This is a genomic window from Streptomyces sp. SYP-A7185 (assembly GCF_046103685.1).
GTDB lineage: Bacteria > Actinomycetota > Actinomycetes > Streptomycetales > Streptomycetaceae > Streptomyces.
Genome location: NZ_CP122310.1, coordinates 7,860,788 through 7,877,186, shown reverse-complemented (window position 1 = coordinate 7,877,186; position 16,399 = coordinate 7,860,788). Strand labels below are relative to the sequence as shown.

General features: G+C 72.5%; 14 protein-coding genes. 4 read left to right on the top strand and 10 right to left on the bottom strand.

Going from position 1 to position 16,399, the window contains the following annotated elements:
- Positions 1–2: 2 nt before the first annotated feature.
- Together QBL25_RS34490 and QBL25_RS34485 are read right to left on the bottom strand one after the other, a co-directional pair.
- The gene (locus tag QBL25_RS34490) at positions 3–437 is read right to left on the bottom strand and encodes a roadblock/LC7 domain-containing protein (protein WP_409060866.1); all 435 of its coding nucleotides are present in this window, start codon (positions 435–437) and stop codon (positions 3–5) included.
- 67 nt (positions 438–504) lie between these two features.
- Positions 505–2,301: an ATP-binding protein gene (locus QBL25_RS34485; RefSeq protein ID WP_409060865.1), complete on the bottom strand. Its 1,797-nt coding sequence runs from the start codon at positions 2,299–2,301 to the stop codon at positions 505–507.
- Between the two features lie 354 nt (positions 2,302–2,655).
- On the opposite strand from QBL25_RS34485, the gene QBL25_RS34480 reads away from it, so the two are divergent.
- A complete protein-coding gene (locus tag QBL25_RS34480; protein WP_409060864.1) occupies positions 2,656–3,204 on the top strand; it encodes a YciI family protein in 549 nt (182 codons plus the stop codon).
- A gap of 105 nt (positions 3,205–3,309) precedes the next feature.
- On the opposite strand, the gene QBL25_RS34475 is transcribed toward QBL25_RS34480, so the two are convergent.
- On the bottom strand, positions 3,310–4,557 hold the full coding sequence (locus QBL25_RS34475; RefSeq protein WP_409060863.1) for an MBL fold metallo-hydrolase: 1,248 nt from the start codon (positions 4,555–4,557) through the stop codon (positions 3,310–3,312).
- Positions 4,558–4,737: 180 nt separating this feature from the next.
- Between QBL25_RS34475 and QBL25_RS34470 the strand changes: the two genes are divergently transcribed.
- Together QBL25_RS34470 and QBL25_RS34465 are read left to right on the top strand one after the other, a co-directional pair.
- Complete coding sequence (locus QBL25_RS34470) at positions 4,738–5,949, top strand: Glu/Leu/Phe/Val dehydrogenase dimerization domain-containing protein (protein WP_409060862.1); 1,212 nt, start codon at positions 4,738–4,740, stop codon at positions 5,947–5,949.
- Positions 5,950–5,959: 10 nt separating this feature from the next.
- The gene (locus QBL25_RS34465; protein WP_409060861.1) at positions 5,960–6,577 is read left to right on the top strand and encodes a TetR/AcrR family transcriptional regulator; all 618 of its coding nucleotides are present in this window, start codon (positions 5,960–5,962) and stop codon (positions 6,575–6,577) included.
- 299 nt (positions 6,578–6,876) lie between these two features.
- Here QBL25_RS34465 and QBL25_RS34460 read toward each other — a convergent pair whose 3' ends face one another.
- Both QBL25_RS34460 and QBL25_RS34455 read right to left on the bottom strand, forming a co-directional pair.
- Complete coding sequence (locus tag QBL25_RS34460; RefSeq protein ID WP_409060860.1) at positions 6,877–7,695, bottom strand: SGNH/GDSL hydrolase family protein; 819 nt, start codon at positions 7,693–7,695, stop codon at positions 6,877–6,879.
- A gap of 123 nt (positions 7,696–7,818) precedes the next feature.
- Positions 7,819–9,909, bottom strand: coding sequence for an alpha-galactosidase (locus tag QBL25_RS34455; protein WP_409060859.1), 2,091 nt, complete (start codon positions 9,907–9,909; stop codon positions 7,819–7,821).
- 171 nt (positions 9,910–10,080) lie between these two features.
- Between QBL25_RS34455 and QBL25_RS34450 the strand changes: the two genes are divergently transcribed.
- Positions 10,081–10,902 carry a tyrosine-protein phosphatase gene (locus tag QBL25_RS34450; RefSeq protein WP_409060858.1) on the top strand — a complete coding sequence of 274 codons (822 nt, stop codon included), beginning with the start codon at positions 10,081–10,083 and terminating at the stop codon, positions 10,900–10,902.
- A 13-nt stretch (positions 10,903–10,915) separates the two neighbouring features.
- Here the strand turns inward: QBL25_RS34450 and QBL25_RS34445 are convergent, their stop codons facing one another.
- The 5 genes from QBL25_RS34445 to ispG all read right to left on the bottom strand — a co-directional run bounded on the left by QBL25_RS34445 (position 10,916) and on the right by ispG (position 16,397).
- Positions 10,916–11,158, bottom strand: a complete 243-nt coding sequence (locus tag QBL25_RS34445) for a DUF6126 family protein (protein ID WP_409060857.1) — start codon at positions 11,156–11,158, stop codon at positions 10,916–10,918.
- Entirely contained in the window at positions 11,155–11,796 is a 642-nt protein-coding gene (locus QBL25_RS34440) for a helix-turn-helix domain-containing protein (RefSeq protein ID WP_409060856.1), read from the bottom strand. Before QBL25_RS34440 ends, QBL25_RS34445 begins: the two co-directional genes overlap by 4 nt.
- A 137-nt stretch (positions 11,797–11,933) precedes the next feature.
- Complete coding sequence (locus QBL25_RS34435) at positions 11,934–13,319, bottom strand: aspartate aminotransferase family protein (RefSeq protein WP_409060855.1); 1,386 nt, start codon at positions 13,317–13,319, stop codon at positions 11,934–11,936.
- Complete coding sequence (gene dxs, locus QBL25_RS34430) at positions 13,316–15,205, bottom strand: 1-deoxy-D-xylulose-5-phosphate synthase (protein WP_409060854.1); 1,890 nt, start codon at positions 15,203–15,205, stop codon at positions 13,316–13,318. Before dxs ends, QBL25_RS34435 begins: the two co-directional genes overlap by 4 nt.
- 25 nt (positions 15,206–15,230) lie before the next feature.
- Positions 15,231–16,397, bottom strand: a complete 1,167-nt coding sequence (ispG, locus tag QBL25_RS34425; protein WP_409060853.1) for a flavodoxin-dependent (E)-4-hydroxy-3-methylbut-2-enyl-diphosphate synthase — start codon at positions 16,395–16,397, stop codon at positions 15,231–15,233.
- Positions 16,398–16,399 lie beyond the last annotated feature (2 nt).

The following is a 16,399-nucleotide window of genomic DNA, read 5'->3' as shown; positions in this document are numbered from 1 at the left end:
GCTCAATGCCTCATCGGGGCGGGTTCGCCGACGGGGTGCCGGGGTGCGGTCAGAAGGTAGGGGCGCACGCTCTTGACCAGCATCGTCATCTCGTAGCCGAGGACGGCGGCGTCCGCGTCGCGGCCGGCGAGCACCGCGAGACAGGTGCCCGAACCGGCCGTGGAGACGAACAGGAGGGTGGAGTCGAGCTCGACGACGACCTGGCGCACGTCGCCGCCGTCGCCGAAGCGGATGCCCGCGCTGCGCCCCAGCGAGTAGAGCCCGGAGGCGAGGGCCGCCATGTGGTCGGCGCTGTCCGGGTCGAGGCCATGGACCGACTTCACGAGCCCGTCGGAGGAGAGCAGGACCGCGCTGTGGGTGTGCGGCACACGCTGTACGAGTCCGCTCATCAGCCAGTCGAGGTCGGATACCTGCGCGGTCTGCGCATCGCTCGCCATGGTGGATCGACTCCTTGAGGTACGAGGGTCTGCCGGGGCAGACGTGGTGCTGGGGGGATGGTGCGGTTCAGCCACCCTGGTCGCTCCCGTCGCGGGGGACGCCGAGGTCGGGTCCGGCCGCCGGATCCCGCGTCTCCTGTGCGGCGGCGAGTCCGATGCCGCGCTGGAAGGCGGCCATCAGGCCCGGGTCGTGGCCGATGTGGTGTTCGCTCTCGACGCGGGGCGACGGCGCTTCCCGCAGTTGGGGCGCGATGTGTTCCTGGGCGCGCCGCTTGGGCAGCTGGGGCTTGCCCACCCGGCCGCGCACGGCGCTGCCGTTGAGGGGGGTCGGCGGTGCCCCGGCGTTCTCGGCCGCGGCCTGCCGGTCCTCGGGCCGGATCCCCGGCACGGCCTCGGCCGGGGTCGCCCTGCCCTCTCTGCCCCGGACGGGCAGCGGGGCGGGGGCGGTGCCCTGCGCCACGGGGGCGTGCGGGGCGGCCGGCTGCGGGCTCGGCCGCGCGTCCCGCTCCGGCCGCGGCGGCACGGCCACCGGCTCCGGGTGCGGGGCCGCGGCGGGCGTCGGCGCCGGTTGCCGTACGCCGACGGGGGCGGGGGCGGCCGGGGGTGCGGCGTCCGGGGCGCGCTGGGGCCGGCCGGCGGTGGCGGGCTGGTCCTGCGGCTCGGTGCCGAGGAGCGCTTGCGGGAGGATCAGTACGGCCTGCACGCCTCCGTAGATGTTGGTCTGGAGGCGGACCGCGATGCCGTGGCGCCGGGCCAGCGCGGAGACCACGTAGAGGCCGATCCGGCCGTCCTGGAGGAGGCTGGCGACGTTGACCTGGTCGGGGTCGGCGAGCAGGTGGTTCATCTTGTTCTGCTCGGTCAGGGGCATGCCGAGGCCGCGGTCCTCGACCTCGACGGCGAGCCCGGCGGTCACCAGGTTGGCGCGCAGCAGGACCTGGGTGTGCGGGGCGGAGAACACGGTGGCGTTCTCGACGAGTTCGGCGAGGAGGTGGATGACGTCGGCGACGGCGTGGCCGCGCAGAGTGCCCGCGATCGGCGGCACCAGTTTGACCCGCGAGTACTGCTCGACCTCCGCGATGGCCGAGCGGAGCACCTCCGTCATGGAGACCGGGTTGCTCCACTGGCGGCGCGAGATGGCGCCGCCGAGGACGGCGAGGTTCTCGGCGTGCCTGCGGATGCGGGTGGCCAGGTGGTCGACGTGGAAGAGGCCCTTGAGCAGGTCGGGGTCCTCGACCTCGTTCTCCAGGTCGTCGAGGATCGAGATCTCGCGGTGCACGAGGGACTGGAGCCGCCGGGCCAGGTTGACGAAGACCTCGACCTTCTGTTCGCTGCCCGCGTGGCTGGAGAGCTGCGAGGCCTGCACGACGGCGGTGACGGCGACGTCCTGGGCGCGGTTCAGCTCGGCGGCGAGCAGTCCGAACTCGTCGCCGTCCGGGGCGGATCTGGCGGGCGCCTTGCGGGCGGGCGGGCCTTCGCCGCGGCGCAGCTTCTCGACGACTTCGCGCAGCTCGGCCTGGCCGCGCGCGGTGGTGCGGCGCAGGGTGCCGACGCGGTCGCGTACGGAGGTGGCGGTGCGGTCGGCGGCGATGGCCGCGATCACGACGCTGGCCAGGCTGATGGCCCCGGCCGCCACGAGGATGAGGAGCAGCGCGGGTTCGAGCGGGCCGGGCGAGGACCGGACGATGAACAGCACGGCGGCACCGGCGCAGAGCATCACCGCGACGACGGGCAGTACGGCGATGCGCAGGAGCTGCGGCCGTATCCGGGCCTCGGGCAGCGCGGGGGCGGCTCGGCTCCCGGGCTTGCCGTGCCGCCCGCCCTCACGGCGGTCTGCGCGGGCGGCCGGTGCACGGAGGTGAGACATCAGCGTCCTCGGTCAGGGAGCGGGCTCCGACGGGCGCGCGACGCGTGGGTTCGCGGCATCGCCGTGCCGGTCGGGAGGGCTCGGGCAGGACCGCTGCCATGATCCCTGCGTCGACCGGCGGACACTCACGGTAGTCACCAACGCTTCATGTGCGGGAGGCAGTTGACAAAGTCCGGCACCCAGCGTCCCGCTCTGGTATGACGCGTCGTACGACCGTCCGAATCACCCTTCGGACGCGCGTTTCAGTGAGGGGCGCGTGTTCGATCCGGGAAGTGTCCGATCTTCGTCGCGCGGCCCCCGCGAAGATCCCGAATCCCGTTGAACGCTCGCCGCGCATCGGCGAGAGTCACGGGCATGGAGTTCTTCTGCTACCACCGCGACCGGCCCGGATCCCTCCCCTTGCGCGAGAAACTGACGGAGGACCACTGGTCCTACATGGACCGGTACGCGGCGGAGCTGATCGCGCGCGGGCCGACCTTCGCCGCCGACGGCGAGACCCCGACCGGCAGCGTGCACATCGTCGACCTGCCGGACGCCGCCGCCGCTCGCGCGTTCGCCTTCGACGAGCCCAATTACCAGGCGGGCGCCTACCGTGACGTACTGCTGCGGCGGTGGCGCAACACGCTGGGCCGCACCATGTGGGACTTCCCCGGCGGCTCCACCGGGGGCAACCGGTACGCGGTCATCGGCCTCGGCTCCGGGCAGCCCGCCGACCTCGACGTGCCGCCCGGACATGACGGACTGATCGCGTACGGGCCGCTGCTCTCGGACGACGGCTCCGCCTGGCTGGGCACGGCGGCGCTGGTGCGGGCCCCGGACGCGGCCACGGCACGTGCCGTCCTGACCCCGGAGCGGTACGCCGCCGTCGAGGTCCACGACTGGGAGTGCGGCGGCCGGCGGTAGCCGGGCATGCCGCAGGGGCGGCGCGTCGTGCGCTGCCGCCCCTGTTCCCGGGGGACGCCTGCCGTGCGTGCTCCCGGCAGGCGCCTCCTGGCGTGGCCGTTCCCGTCAGCCGACGCGCGCCGCCTCGGGCTCTCCGGTGCCCTCCGTGCGCCCGGCGGACGCCGTGGGCTCCCCAGACTTCCCTGACTCCGCTGCCTCCGCCGCTTCGGCGCCCGCGCCGACGCCCTCGGGGCGGGCCCAGCCGCCCACCGGCTCGATCGCGACGCCGCGCCACCACGGCTTCACCGGTACGGAGTCCGAGGCGGGCTCGAAGGGCTCGCCCGGGACCGGCAGCGCGATCTGCTGGCCGACCCGGCCCGCGGCGGCGATCGTGCCCTCGCCGGGCGCGGCCCACGGGTGCGGCGCGAGGTTGAACGTGCCCCAGTGGATCGGCAGCATCACCCCGCCGGGCCGCCCGCCCTGGAGGTCCAGGTGCGCGCGCAGCCCCTCGTCGGGCGTCATGTGGATGTCGGGCCAGAACTCGCTGTACGCGCCGATCTGGATCATCGTGACGTCGAACGGTCCGTGCGCGGCGCCGATCTCCCGGAATCCGGTGAAGTAGCCGGTGTCCCCGCTGTGGTAGACGCGGTGCTCCGGCCCGGCGACGGCCCAGGACGCCCAGAGCGTGTGCTGCTGGTTGCGGATGCCGCGCCCGCAGAAGTGGCGCGCGGGCGTCGCCGTGAGGGTCAGGGCCCCCACCTTCGTGTCCTCGTTCCAGTCCAGCTCGCGCAGCCGGTCGGCGGGGACGCCCCAGCGCTCCAGGTGGGCGCCGACGCCCAGCGGCACCGCGAAGACGGTGTCCGTGCCGGCCAGGGCGCGGATTGTGGGCATGTCCAGGTGGTCGTAGTGGTCGTGGGAGATCACCACGACGTCCACCGGGCCGAGCGCCGCGAGCGGCACCGGGGCGGGGTGCAGCCGCTTGGGGCCGACCCAGGAGAAGGGGGAGCAGCGCTCGCCCCAGACCGGGTCGAAGAGCACCCGCTGCCCGTCGATCTCGGCGAGCACGCTGGAGTGCCCCATCCAGGTGATCCGCAGCCCGCTCGCGGGGGGCTGGGCGAGGTCGGCGAGGGTCGTGGCGTGCACGGGGATGGTGCCCGTGGGGCCGCGCCGGATCCGCTCCTCCTTGCGGAAGTAGATCTTCGCGAACTCGAGCGTCGAGCCGGTGGGCCGGGTCCGCGCCCCCTCGGGGTTCTGGAAGGACCCCTCGGCGAAGTTCGGCGATCGGTGGATCCGCGCGAGCCGCTCGCCGGCGGGATCCGCGCCGAAGGGGGCGGTCCTGAGCGAGCGGAGCCCAGAGCTCAGCGAACGGGACACGGCACCTCCTGGAAGAGACAGGTCAGATCTCCATTATGTGCACCGCCCACGGCAGCGGTCGTCCGGAGGGGTCCGCGTCGGCCACGTGGCCGACGGGCGCATGATGTACTCCTACTGATCCCCCATTCAGTAGGAGTCCGCTCCATGCCTGTCCTGCCTTCCGTGCCTTGCCTGTCTTCCGTGCCCCCGGCTCCCCACACTCCCCTCCTCTCCCTCACCTGGACCGACCACATCACCGGCCACCGGGGTTTCCTGGTCATCGACCGTCTCGTACGCGGTGTGTGCAGCGGCGGGCTGCGGATGCGCCCCGGCTGCACCCTCGACGAGGTCACCGGTCTCGCCCGCGGGATGACCATGAAGGAAGCCCTGCACTACGACCCCCGCGCCCGCTACATACCGCTCGGCGGCGCCAAGGGCGGCATCGACTGCGATCCGCGCGCCCCGGAGGCGTACGAGGTCCTGGTCCGCTATCTGCGGGCGATGCGCCCCTACGTGGAGAGCTCCTGGACCACCGGTGAGGACCTGGGGCTGACCCAGGACCTGGTCGACCGGGCGGCGGCGGAAGCAGGCCTGATCTCCTCCGTCCAGGCCGTCTACCCGCTCCTGGACGACGAGGCGGCGGCCCGCGGGCGCCTGGCGGACGCGTTCGCCGTGGAGGTCGACGGGATCGGCCTGGATGAGCTGGTCGGCGGCCACGGAGTCGCCGAGGCGGTCCTCGCGTCCCTCGATCGCGCGGGCCACGCGCACGCGGGCACGCGCGTGGCCGTGCAGGGCCTGGGCACCATGGGCGGCGCGACCGCCCGGTTCCTGGCGCGCGCGGGGCTGACGACGGTGGCCGTCGCCGACATCAAGGGCACGATCGCCAACCCCGCGGGGCTCGACGTGGAGGCGCTGCTCGCCGCCCGCGACGCGCACGGCACGGTGGACCGCTCGGTCCTGCGACCCGGGGACCGCGAGCTGCCGGGCGAGGCCTGGCTCGCCGCGGACGCGGAGATCCTGGTCCCCGCCGCGGTGTCGTACACGATCAACCAGAGCAACCAGGCGCTGATCACCGCCCGCTGGATCGCGGAGGCCGCCAACATGCCGGTGCTGCCGGAGGCCGAGCGGCTCCTGACGCAACGGGGCGTCACCGTCCTGCCGGACGTCGTCGTCAACTCCTCGACCAACGCCTGGTGGTGGTGGACGCTCTTCGGCGACATCGGGCCCGACGCGGACGAGGCCTTCGCGCACGTCCGCCGCTCGATGCGGGCCCTGGTCGGCCTGATGCTGCGGCGCGCGGAGGCGGACGGCACGACTCCGCGCGCGGCCGCCCACGCGCTGGTGGCCGACCGGCTGCCGGTGATCGGGCAGCGGTTCGGCTGGTACGCGAACGCGCCGCGGTCCGATGGATAGGCTGCCCGGCGTGGCGAGAGTGCGGTTGAGCGTGGCGGAGCGGCGGGCGGAGCTGCTGGCCGCCACCGTCGAACAGATCGAGGTGCGCGGAGTGGCCGCCGTGCGCATCGCGGACGTGGCCGCCGCGCTGGGGGTGAGCAACGCCCTGGTCCTGTACCACTTCTCCACGAAGGAGAGGCTGGTGGCCGCGGCCTTCGCGCATGCCGCGGAGGGCGACCTGGCCCATCTGCGCACCCTTCTGGGCCGGCGGACCACCGCTCTGCGCAGGCTGCGGGCCGCCCTCCGCTGGTACGCCCCCACCGGCCAGGCCAAGGGCTGGCGCCTGTGGATAGAGGGCTGGTCGGCCGCGCTGCGCGAACCCACCCTGCGCACGGTGACGCGCGACCTGGACCAGCAGTGGAAGGCGGCTTTGGCGGAGGTCATCGCGGAGGGCGTCGCGGCCGGCGAGTTCACCTGCCCCGACCCGCGGACCACGGCCCTGCGCCTGACGGCCCTGCTGGACGGTCTTGCGGTGCAGATGACGGCCTACGAGGGCGCCGCGCTGCCCCGCTCCCGCATGCTGGCCTGGGTGGACGAGGCCCTGAGCCGTGAGCTGGGCCTGGCCCCGGCCGCGGCGCCGGCGGGCTGACCCCGCACGCGACGAAGCCGCCTGCCCGGTTTCCCCCGAGGGCAGACGGCTCGCGTCAGGTGTCCAGAGATCAAAGCCGGTGCAGGCGACAAAGGTGCTCTGCCGTCTGAGCTACGCCGACCCGAAGTCGACGACGGGACTCGAACCCGCGACCGCCCCATTATGAGTGGAAGTAACCCGCGCCTTCGCACCTGGACGCTCTTACCGTAGCCGTCCCGGCCCACGGGGACACTTGATTAATCTCCGGGGCGCGGGGCGCGGGGCGTGGGGCACAGGACGCAGGGCCCACAACGCCGTTGTCAGGACGCGGACTTGATGTGCATCCGCACGGTGTACGGGTCCACGCTCCCCTTGGCCTCCACGTGGTCCCCCGACGACTCGCCCCGCAGCCGCCGTCCGAACCACGGCACCAGGTACTCGCGCGCCCAGTTGATGTTGTCGCGCCGCACCTCCAGGGTGCCGCGGGGCGGCTCCGGGGGCCACGGCTGGTCCGGGTCCGCGGGGACCTCCAGACCCAGGACCTGGGCCGCGCGGAGCGCCACGCGCGTGTGGCCCTCCGCGGAGAGGTGCAGCCGGTCGCCGTCCCACGCGCGGCGGTCCTGGATGGTCTTGAGGGACCACAGGTCGAGGACCGGGCAGCCGTACCGGTCGGCGATCGCACGGACATGGCCGTTGTACGTGGCGATCTTGCCGCGCAGGTGCTTGAGGACCGGCACCCCGCGGGTGTCGAACCCCGTGGTCACCATGACGGTGCCGACCGACGACGTGAGGTCGACGACGGCGCGCTCGAACCGCTCGGCGACCTCGTCCGGGTCGGTGCCGGGGCGGATGATGTCGTTGCCGCCGGCGCAGAACGTCAGGAAGTCGGGGGCCATCTTCTTGGCCAGGGGCACCTGGCCCGCGACGATCTGGTCGAGCAGCTTGCCGCGCACGGCGAGGTTGGCGTACCGGAAGGTGTGCTCCGGCAGCCGGTCGTCGAGCAGCACGGCAAGACGGTCGGCCCAGCCGACGAACGTTCCGTCCGGGCCGGGGTCCCCCACGCCTTCGGTGAAGCTGTCGCCGACCGCTGCGTAGGAGGTGAATGTGTCAGGGATGAAGGATGTCGACTCTGCTCTCACGTCGCCATATTGTTCACCTCGCTAAGTGACCTACGCCACCGTAGGGAGGGGTTGACGGAGGGTGAGATAAGCCACCGGTCAAGATTCGTCCAAGCCAGGAATACGTGACGGGTCCGGCGGCACTCATACGCGACGGAAGCGGAACACCGCCGCGTCCAGGTCACCGCGCAGCCCGGTCCGCAGTCCGTGGTGGAGCAGCACCGCGCCCCGGTGGGTCTTGCCCGTGTCCTGGCAGACGTAGGCCGCTGTGGGGTCCAGTCCCTTCAGCCGCAGCCGGGGCGGCTCCTCCCCGTAGGACTGCGCGCGCAGCCAGGCGAGGACCACGGTCTCGTCACCGTGGACGTACTGGATCGCGCTGAGCGGCTCCGAGGGCGGGCGCAGCCGGTGGAGGTCCCCGAGCTGCACCACGGGCCTGATCTCCTTGTAGAGCGTCACCCAGTCGGCCGCTTCGGCGAGCTCCTCCGCGCTCCATCGCGTGAGGTCGCCGCCGATGCCGAGCACTCCCGCCAGCGCGCTCACGAAGCGGAAGCGCAGCGTACTGACCCGGCCGTTGAGCTGGGTGTTCGGACTGTCCGTCACCCAGGCGGCCATGACGCGCGCCGGGTGCAGCTGGCCGAAGCCGTGCTGAACGGCGAGCCGGTCCAGGGGGTCGGTGTTGTCGGAGGTCCACACCTGGTCGGTGCGGGAGAGGATCCCGAGGTCGACGCGTCCGCCGCCGCCCGAGCAGGACTCGAAGGCGACGGCGGGGTGCGCGGCGCGCAGCCGGTCCAACAGGCCGTAGAGGGCGTGCACATGGGCGTTCCAGATCCGCTGCGGATATGGCTCGCCGGGCCATCCCGCGTCGCTGAAGCAGCGGTTGAAGTCCCACTTCACGTAGTCGATCGGGGCGCTGGACAGGAGTGCGTCGAGCTGCTCCCACAGATGCTCCCGGACGTCCTCGCGGGCGAGGTTGAGCACGAGCTGGTTGCGGAACTCCGTGCGTTCGCGGCCGGGTTGGTGCTGCACCCAGTCGGGGTGCGCCCGGTAGAGGTCGCTGTCCGGGTTGACCATCTCCGGCTCGACCCAGATCCCGAAGCGCATGCCCAGCGCGTGCACCTCGTCGGCGAGCGGTTTGAGGCCGCCGGGGAAGCGGTCCGGGGCGGGCGTCCAGTCTCCGAGCCCGGCCCGGTCGCTGACGCGCCGCCCGAACCACCCGTCGTCGACCACGAACAGCTCGACCCCCAGGGCGGCGGCCTTCCCGGCGAGGGTCCGCTGCTGCTCCTCGGAGATGTCGAACCGGGTGGCCTCCCAGGAGTTGTAGAGCACGGGCCGCGGCTCGGCCGCGTCCGGGATCACGTGCGCACGCTGATAGGCGTGCCAGGCCCGGCTCGCCCCGCCGAAGCCGCCGTCGCTCCACAGCCCGGCGAAGACCGGCGTCACCACCTGTGCGCCGGGGGCGAGCAGTTCCTGCCCGGAGTCGTCGTGGCCCTGGCCGCCGGTGATCTGCACGGTGCCGTCCGGCAGCCGGCCCACGCAGATCCGCCAGGACCCCGACCAGGCCAGCGCGCAGCCGTAGACCTCGCCGTGCTCCTCGGTGGCCCCCTCCGCGTCGAGCGCGACCCAGGGCAGGTGCTGGTGCCCGGTGTGCCCGCGACGGCTGCCGATCACCTGCTCGCCGTAGGTGAGGTCCGCCCGCACGAGCCGTGACTCGGCCGCCCAGCGCCCGTGCAGCTGGGAGAGCCGCCACTGGTCGCGCGCCGGCAGCGTCCAGGTCGCGGAGTCGGCGCGGAGCAGTTCGAGCGCGGGGGCGTCGGCGGGCCCGTCGTGGCGCAGGACGGCGAACCGCTCGATGACGTCCCCCCGCGTGCGGTAGACGAGGGTGATGCTCAACCGGTGGACGGCATCGGTGAAGTGGAGCCGCAGTTCTTCGCGCTCGGTCGCGGCCTCCGCGAACCGCCACTCGCTGCCGCGCACCCCGGCGCCCCGCACGGAGAGGGCGGGACGCACGAAGCGCCGCCCGCCCTCGACGGGATACTCCTCGTGGCCGTCGAGCCGCGACTCGAAGGACCGCTCGGCGGGCAGCGGCTGCGCGGCGAGCGCCTCGGCGTCGGCCAGCGTGATGCGCGGACCCCAGTGCAGGTGCAGCAGCTCGTCCCGGTCCGTGAGCCGCAGCGCATATCCGCTGGTGGGCCCGGAGAGCAGCCACGTACGACCGTCTTCGCCGACCTCGATCATCGATCCCCCACCGTCGCAGAGCCGGACGCGCGTGTACGGACATCATCAAGGGGGATCACCTGTGAGGCAACGCTCATGCACCAGGAGTGATTGCCTCAGGAACCCATGTCGTATGGTCGAAGCCGCACCCCACCGGCGAGTCGCGCCGGCGGCCGGACGGGAGGAGCCCCCGTGACGCAGCAGGTCCCGCCGACAGAGCTGACGACGACCGAGCCGGCGGAGCCGGAGCTCGCCGGTGTCCGCAACTTCCGTGACGTGGGCGGGCTTCCGACGGTGGACGGCCGCCGCGTCCGGCAGGGCCGGCTCTTCCGCAGCGGTCACCTCGCGCACGCCACGCCGGCCGACGCCGCGTTCCTCTCCACCCTGGGCCTGCACACGATCTACGACTTCCGCAACGCGGCCGACCAGCGGCTCGAAGGCCCGGACGTGGAGCTGCCGGGCGTGCGCAACGTGAACCTGCCGCTGACCGACCCGGCCCACGGCGCCGAGTTCTGGACGATGGTCCGCGACGGCGATCTGGACCAGCTGCGCGCGGCCCTGTCCGAGGGGCAGGCCGCGGGGCGCCTCTCCGACACGTACCGCGAGATCATCAGGGACCGCACCGCCGAGCACAGCCGGGTGCTGCACGAGATGGCCGCGGACAGCGTGCCCGCCCTGATGCACTGCGCCGCGGGCAAGGACCGCGCGGGCCTCTCGATAGCCGTCACGCTCCTCGCCGTCGGCGTCGAGCGCGACGCCATCGAGGCGGACTACCTGGAGTCGAACGCCACACACCGTCGCTACAAGGTGCGCCGCAGCTCGGACTCCCCGAACGCGATGTCCCCCGAGATCATGCAGCTGCTCAGCCCGCTCTTCGAGGCCCGCGCCGAGTACCTGGCCGCGGCCTTCGACACGATCGAGCAGACCTGGGGCGACACGGAGACCTACCTCAGCGAGGGCCTCTCGCTGGCCCCGGAGACCCGCGAGCGCCTGCGCGAGCACCTCCTGGACTGAGCGGGCCGCCCCGTCACTGGTTCTGGGCGCCCAGTGTGAACAGCAGGTAGATGAAGGCCGCGAAGAGGTGGCCCACGGCCACGTAGATGATCAGCCGGATCCAGAGCCCGCGGGGGAGCTTCTCCTCCAGGGACATGGCCTTCTTCGCGGGCGCGGGTGCCGGCTCGGGGGCGGGCGCGGGCTCGGGGGCGGGCTCGGGCTCGGGGGCAGGGACGGACTCCGGCCGGCCGGGCTGCTGCGCTTCGGATTCCGTCATCGCGAATCTCCCGGGGTGGGGCTGTGCGCGGTCCCGCCGAGGCACAGCGCGGTGGCGGGACTCTGCAACAGGGTGTGGACGAAGAGAAGGTCGGTGCCGAGGTGGTCGGCGGCGGCGATCCGGTGCGGGGTCAGCGAGTCGAAGTGCGCGCTGTCGCCCGGGTCGAGCGTGTACGTGGTGTCGCCGAGGCGCAGCCGCAGGCGGCCCTGGAGGACGTAGAGCCACTCCTCGCCGGGGTGGACGCGCACGATGTCGCCCTGCGCCCCGTGCGGCACGTGCACCCGCAGCGCCTGCATGCCGCGGCCCTGCGAGCCCGCCTGCCGGTAGGTCCAGCCGCCCGCCCGGGTCGGTTCCATGTCCGAGGCGCGGACGACGGCGTCCCGGTCGGCGGGCTTCTCGCCGAGCAGCTCCGAGACCGTCGTACCGTAGGTACGGGCCAGGGCGAGCAGCAGCGGCAGGGACGGCTGGCGCTGGCCGGTCTCCAGGCGGGAGAGATGGGCGGGCGAGAGCCCGGCGGTGCGGGCCGCCGCCTCCAGCGTCAGGGCGGCGCGTCGGCGCAGCTCACGCAGTTGCGGGGCGACGGCGGGCAGGGCGTCGTCGGCTTCCGGGTCGAGCGGTACGGGCTCGGCAGTGCTCATGTCTCCGATTGAGCCAGACCTTTGCCTCCGAGGCAATTTTCTTGCCTCAGAGGCAAAAGCCTCCGGCCGGCGTCTTCTCGGGGCTCCGGGAGCGGATCCCCATTGGGTTGAGCGGCCCCAGTGGCTCCAGCGGTCCCTCAGCGGTTCGCGACCGCCTGTTTCACCAGCGTCTTGCCGAAGTCCCACATCAGCCCGCCCCCGCTGTGCGCCTCGTCCATGACGTCGGTGAAGGCGGCCACGAACCGGTCGACCTCCCGCTCCCCCACGATCAGCGGCGGGATCAGCTTGATGACCTCCAGATGGTCGCCGGAGACCTGGGTGAGGATGCGGTGCTTCTGGAGCAGCGGCACCACGACCATCTGCGCGAAGAGTCCCTTGCGCGCCGCCTGGAGCATCGACCAGCGGCCGCGCAGCTTCAGCGACTTGGGGCGCCCGAACTCGATGCCGACCATCAGGCCCCGGCCACGCACCTCGCTCAGGAGCTCGTAGCGGTCCACGAGCGCGCCGAGCCGCGTCTTCAGGAGCTCGCCGGTGACCCGCGCGTTCGCGACGGTCTCCTCGTTCTCCATCACCGAGAGGACCGCGAGCCCGGCCGCCATGGCCTGCGCGTTGGACCCGAAGCTCGCCGAGTGCACGAGCACCCGGTCCATGGACGAGTAGACCTTCTTGAAGATCCAGTCCTTGCCGAGCGTCGCGCCCACCGGCACATAGCCGCCGGACAGCGCCTTGGCCACGCACACCAGGTCCGGCTCCACGCCTTCCTCGTGCTGGTAGGCGTAGAAGTCGCCGGTCCTGCCCAGCCCCGTCTGCACCTCGTCGGCGATCAGCAGCGCCTTGTGCCGGTGGAGCAGCTCCTGGGCGGCCCGCAGATAGCCGGGCGGCGTCTCGTGCACGCCCTTGCCCTGGATGGGCTCCAGGATCAACCCGGCCACGTCGCCCTTCGCCAGCTCCGCGCGCAGGGCGTCCAGGTCGCCGAGCGGTACGGCGGTGTCGGGCAGCAGCGGCGCGAACCCGTCCCGGAAGCCGGACTCGCCGTTCACCGAGAGCGAGCCGGTGGTCAGGCCGTGGAAGGCGTGCGTGCAGTACAGCACCCTCGGCTTGCCCGTCGCGTACCGCGCGAACTTCAGGGCCGTCTCGACGGCCTCCGTGCCACTGTTGCCGAAGAACACCCGGTCCAGGTGCGGGCTGTGGGCCAGCAGCTTCTCGGCCAGGAGTCCGGGCAGCGGCTGGCAGTCGAAGCGGGTCAGGTCGGCGAGCGAGGCGTCCAGGACGTCGTGCAGCGCCTTGCGGACCACGGGGTGGTGGCGGCCCAGGCCCATCACGCCGAAGCCCGCGAGCATGTCGAGGTAGTCGTTGCCCTCCGCGTCCCAGAAGTACGCGCCCTCGGCCCGCTCGTAGACCTTGTCGAAGCCGATCGTGTGCAGCATGCGCGGCAGCTGGTGGTTCAGATGCCGCGCATGCAGTTCGTAGCGCTCGGCGCCCCGCTCGGCGAGGAGTCTGCCGAGGTCGAACTCCTTGGTCATGCTTGCTGCTCCTTGGCTGCCAGAGTGGCGCTGATCCGCCCCGCGATCTCGACGGGGGTGAGCCCGAGGTCCGCGAGCACCTCGGCGCGCTTGGCGTGCGCGAGGAACTGCTCGGGGATGCCGAACCGCCGTACGGGGACGTCGACGTCGGCGTCGCCGAGCGCGAGGGCGACCGCCGCCCCGACCCCGGAGGCCCGGCTGTTGTCCTCGACGACCGCCACGACCCGGTGCCGTGCGGCGAGTGCGGGCAGCTCGGCGTCGACGGGCTTGACCCAGCGCGGGTCGAGAACCGTGCAGCCGAGCCCCCGCTCCCGCAGCAGCTCCGCGGCCTGGAGGCAGACCGGTGCCATGACGCCGACCGCCACGAGGAGCACGTCGGTGCCGGCGTCCTCGGGCCCCTGGCTCAGCACGTCCATGCCGCCGATCCGGTCGACCGCGGGGATCGCGGGGCCCACCGACTCCTTGGGGAAGCGCAGCAGCGTCGGCGCGTCGTCCACGGCGACCGCTTCCCGCAGCTGCGCGCGCAGCTGGTCGGCGTCGCGCGGCGCGGCGATCCGCAGGCCCGGCACGACCTGGAGGATCGACATGTCCCACATGCCGTTGTGCGAGGCCCCGTCGACGCCGGTGATCCCGGCCCGGTCCAGGACGAAGGTGACGCCGCACTCGTGCAGCGCGACGTCCATCAGGAGCTGGTCGAAGGCGCGGTTGAGGAAGGTGGCGTAGACGGCGACGACGGGATGCAGGCCTCCGGTCGCGAGCCCGGCGGCGGACACCGTGGCGTGCTGTTCGGCGATCCCGACGTCCCAGACCCGGTCGGGGAAGGACTGGGCGAACTTCGTCAGGCCCACCGGGCCCAGCATGGCCGCGGTGATCGCGACCACGTCCTCGCGCTCGGCCCCGATGCGGACGATCTCGTCGCCGAACACCGAGGTCCAGGACGGCCCGTTGGAGGGCGCGAGGGGCTCGCAGGTCAGCGGGTCCATCACGCCCACCGTGTGGAACCGGTCGGCCTCGTCGGCGAGCGCGGGTTCGTAGCCCCGGCCCTTCTCGGTGAGGCAGTGGACGATGACGGGTCCGTGGAAGCGTTTGGCGCGTCGCAGCGCGGACTCGACGGCCCCGGTGTCGTGCCCGTCGATCGGCCCGACGTACTTGAGCCCCAGGTCCTCGAACATGCCCTGCGGTGCGAAGGCGTCCTTGAACCCCTTCTTGGCGCCGTGCAGCGACTCGTACAGGGTGTGGCCGACGACCGGGGTGCGCTGGAGTATGTCCTTGCCCCAGGCGAGGACCTGTTCGTAGCTGTCGGTCGTACGCAGCGTGGCGAGGTGGTTGGCGAGGCCGCCGATGGTGGGGGCGTACGAGCGCTCGTTGTCGTTGACGACGATGATCAGTGGGCGGTCCTTCGCGGCCGCGATGTTGTTGAGCGCCTCCCACGCCATGCCGCCGGTGAGCGCGCCGTCCCCGATCACGGCGACGACGTGGCCGCGCTCCCCCTGGACCTGCCGCGCCTTGGCCAGGCCGTCGGCCCAGCCGAGCGCGGTCGAGGCGTGGCTGTTCTCCACGATGTCGTGCTCGGACTCGGCGCGCGAGGGGTAGCCGGAGAGGCCGCCCTTGCCGCGCAGCTTGGAGAAGTCCTGCCGGCCGGTGAGGAGTTTGTGCACGTAGCTCTGGTGGCCGGTGTCCCAGACGATGCGGTCGAGCGGTGACTCGAAGACCCGGTGCAGGGCGATGGAGAGTTCCACCACCCCCAGGTTGGGCCCGAGGTGACCTCCGGTCCTGGCGACCGCGTGCACCAGGAACTCCCGTACCTCCTCGGCCAGTTCGTCGAGCTCGGTCTCGGTCAGCGCCTTCAGGTCACGCGGCCCCCGAATGGATTCCAGGATGGTCATGCTCGGGCCCCCTCTCTGGTTGAACTCAGCTCACGGTGACGTCGGGCACCCCTGAGGTGACCCCGTCGTCCTGCATCTGTGCGGCGATCTTCATCGCCTCTTCGATGAGGGTCTCCACGATCTTCGACTCGGGGACGGTCTTGACGACCTCGCCCTTGACGAAGATCTGACCCTTGCCGTTGCCGGACGCGACGCCCAGATCCGCCTCGCGGGCCTCCCCCGGCCCGTTCACGACGCATCCCATGACGGCGACACGCAGCGGCACTTCCATGCCGTCGAGCCCCGCGGTCACCTCGTCGGCCAGCTTGTACACGTCGACCTGGGCCCGCCCGCAGGACGGGCAGGAGACGATCTCCAGGCGGCGCTGTCTGAGGTTCAGCGACTCCAGGATCTGGATGCCGACCTTGACCTCCTCGGCGGGCGGCGCGGACAGCGAGACCCTGATGGTGTCGCCGATGCCCTCGGAGAGCAGCGCGCCGAAGGCGACGGCCGACTTGATCGTGCCCTGGAAGGCGGGACCGGCCTCGGTCACGCCCAGGTGCAGCGGGTAGTCGCAGGCGGCGGCCAGCTGGCGGTAGGCGTTGACCATGACCACCGGGTCGTTGTGCTTCACCGAGATCTTGATGTCGCTGAAACCGTGCTCCTCGAAGAGCGACGCCTCCCACAGGGCCGACTCGACGAGGGCCTCCGGGGTCGCCTTGCCGTACTTCTTGAGGAGGCGGGCATCCAGGGAGCCCGCGTTCACGCCGATGCGGATCGGCGTGCCCGCGTCGTTCGCCGCGCGCGCGATCTCGCGCACCTTGTCGTCGAACTGCTTGATGTTGCCCGGGTTCACGCGGACCGCGGCGCAGCCCGCGTCGATCGCCGCGAACACGTACTTCGGCTGGAAGTGGATGTCGGCGATCACCGGGATCTGCGACTTGCGCGCGATCGTCGCGAGGGCGTCCGCGTCGTCCTGCGTCGGGCACGCCACCCGCACGATCTGGCAGCCGGACGCGGTCAGTTCCGCGATCTGCTGCAAGGTGGCCCCGATGTCGGACGTACGCGTCGTCGTCATCGACTGCACCGACACCGGCGCACCGCCCCCCACGGCCACCGGCCCGACCTCGATGCGCCGCGAGACGCGGCGCTCCGCGATCGGCCGGACCGGCAGCTCAGGAAGGCCCAGTGAGACAGGCGTTCCAGGGGTCATGA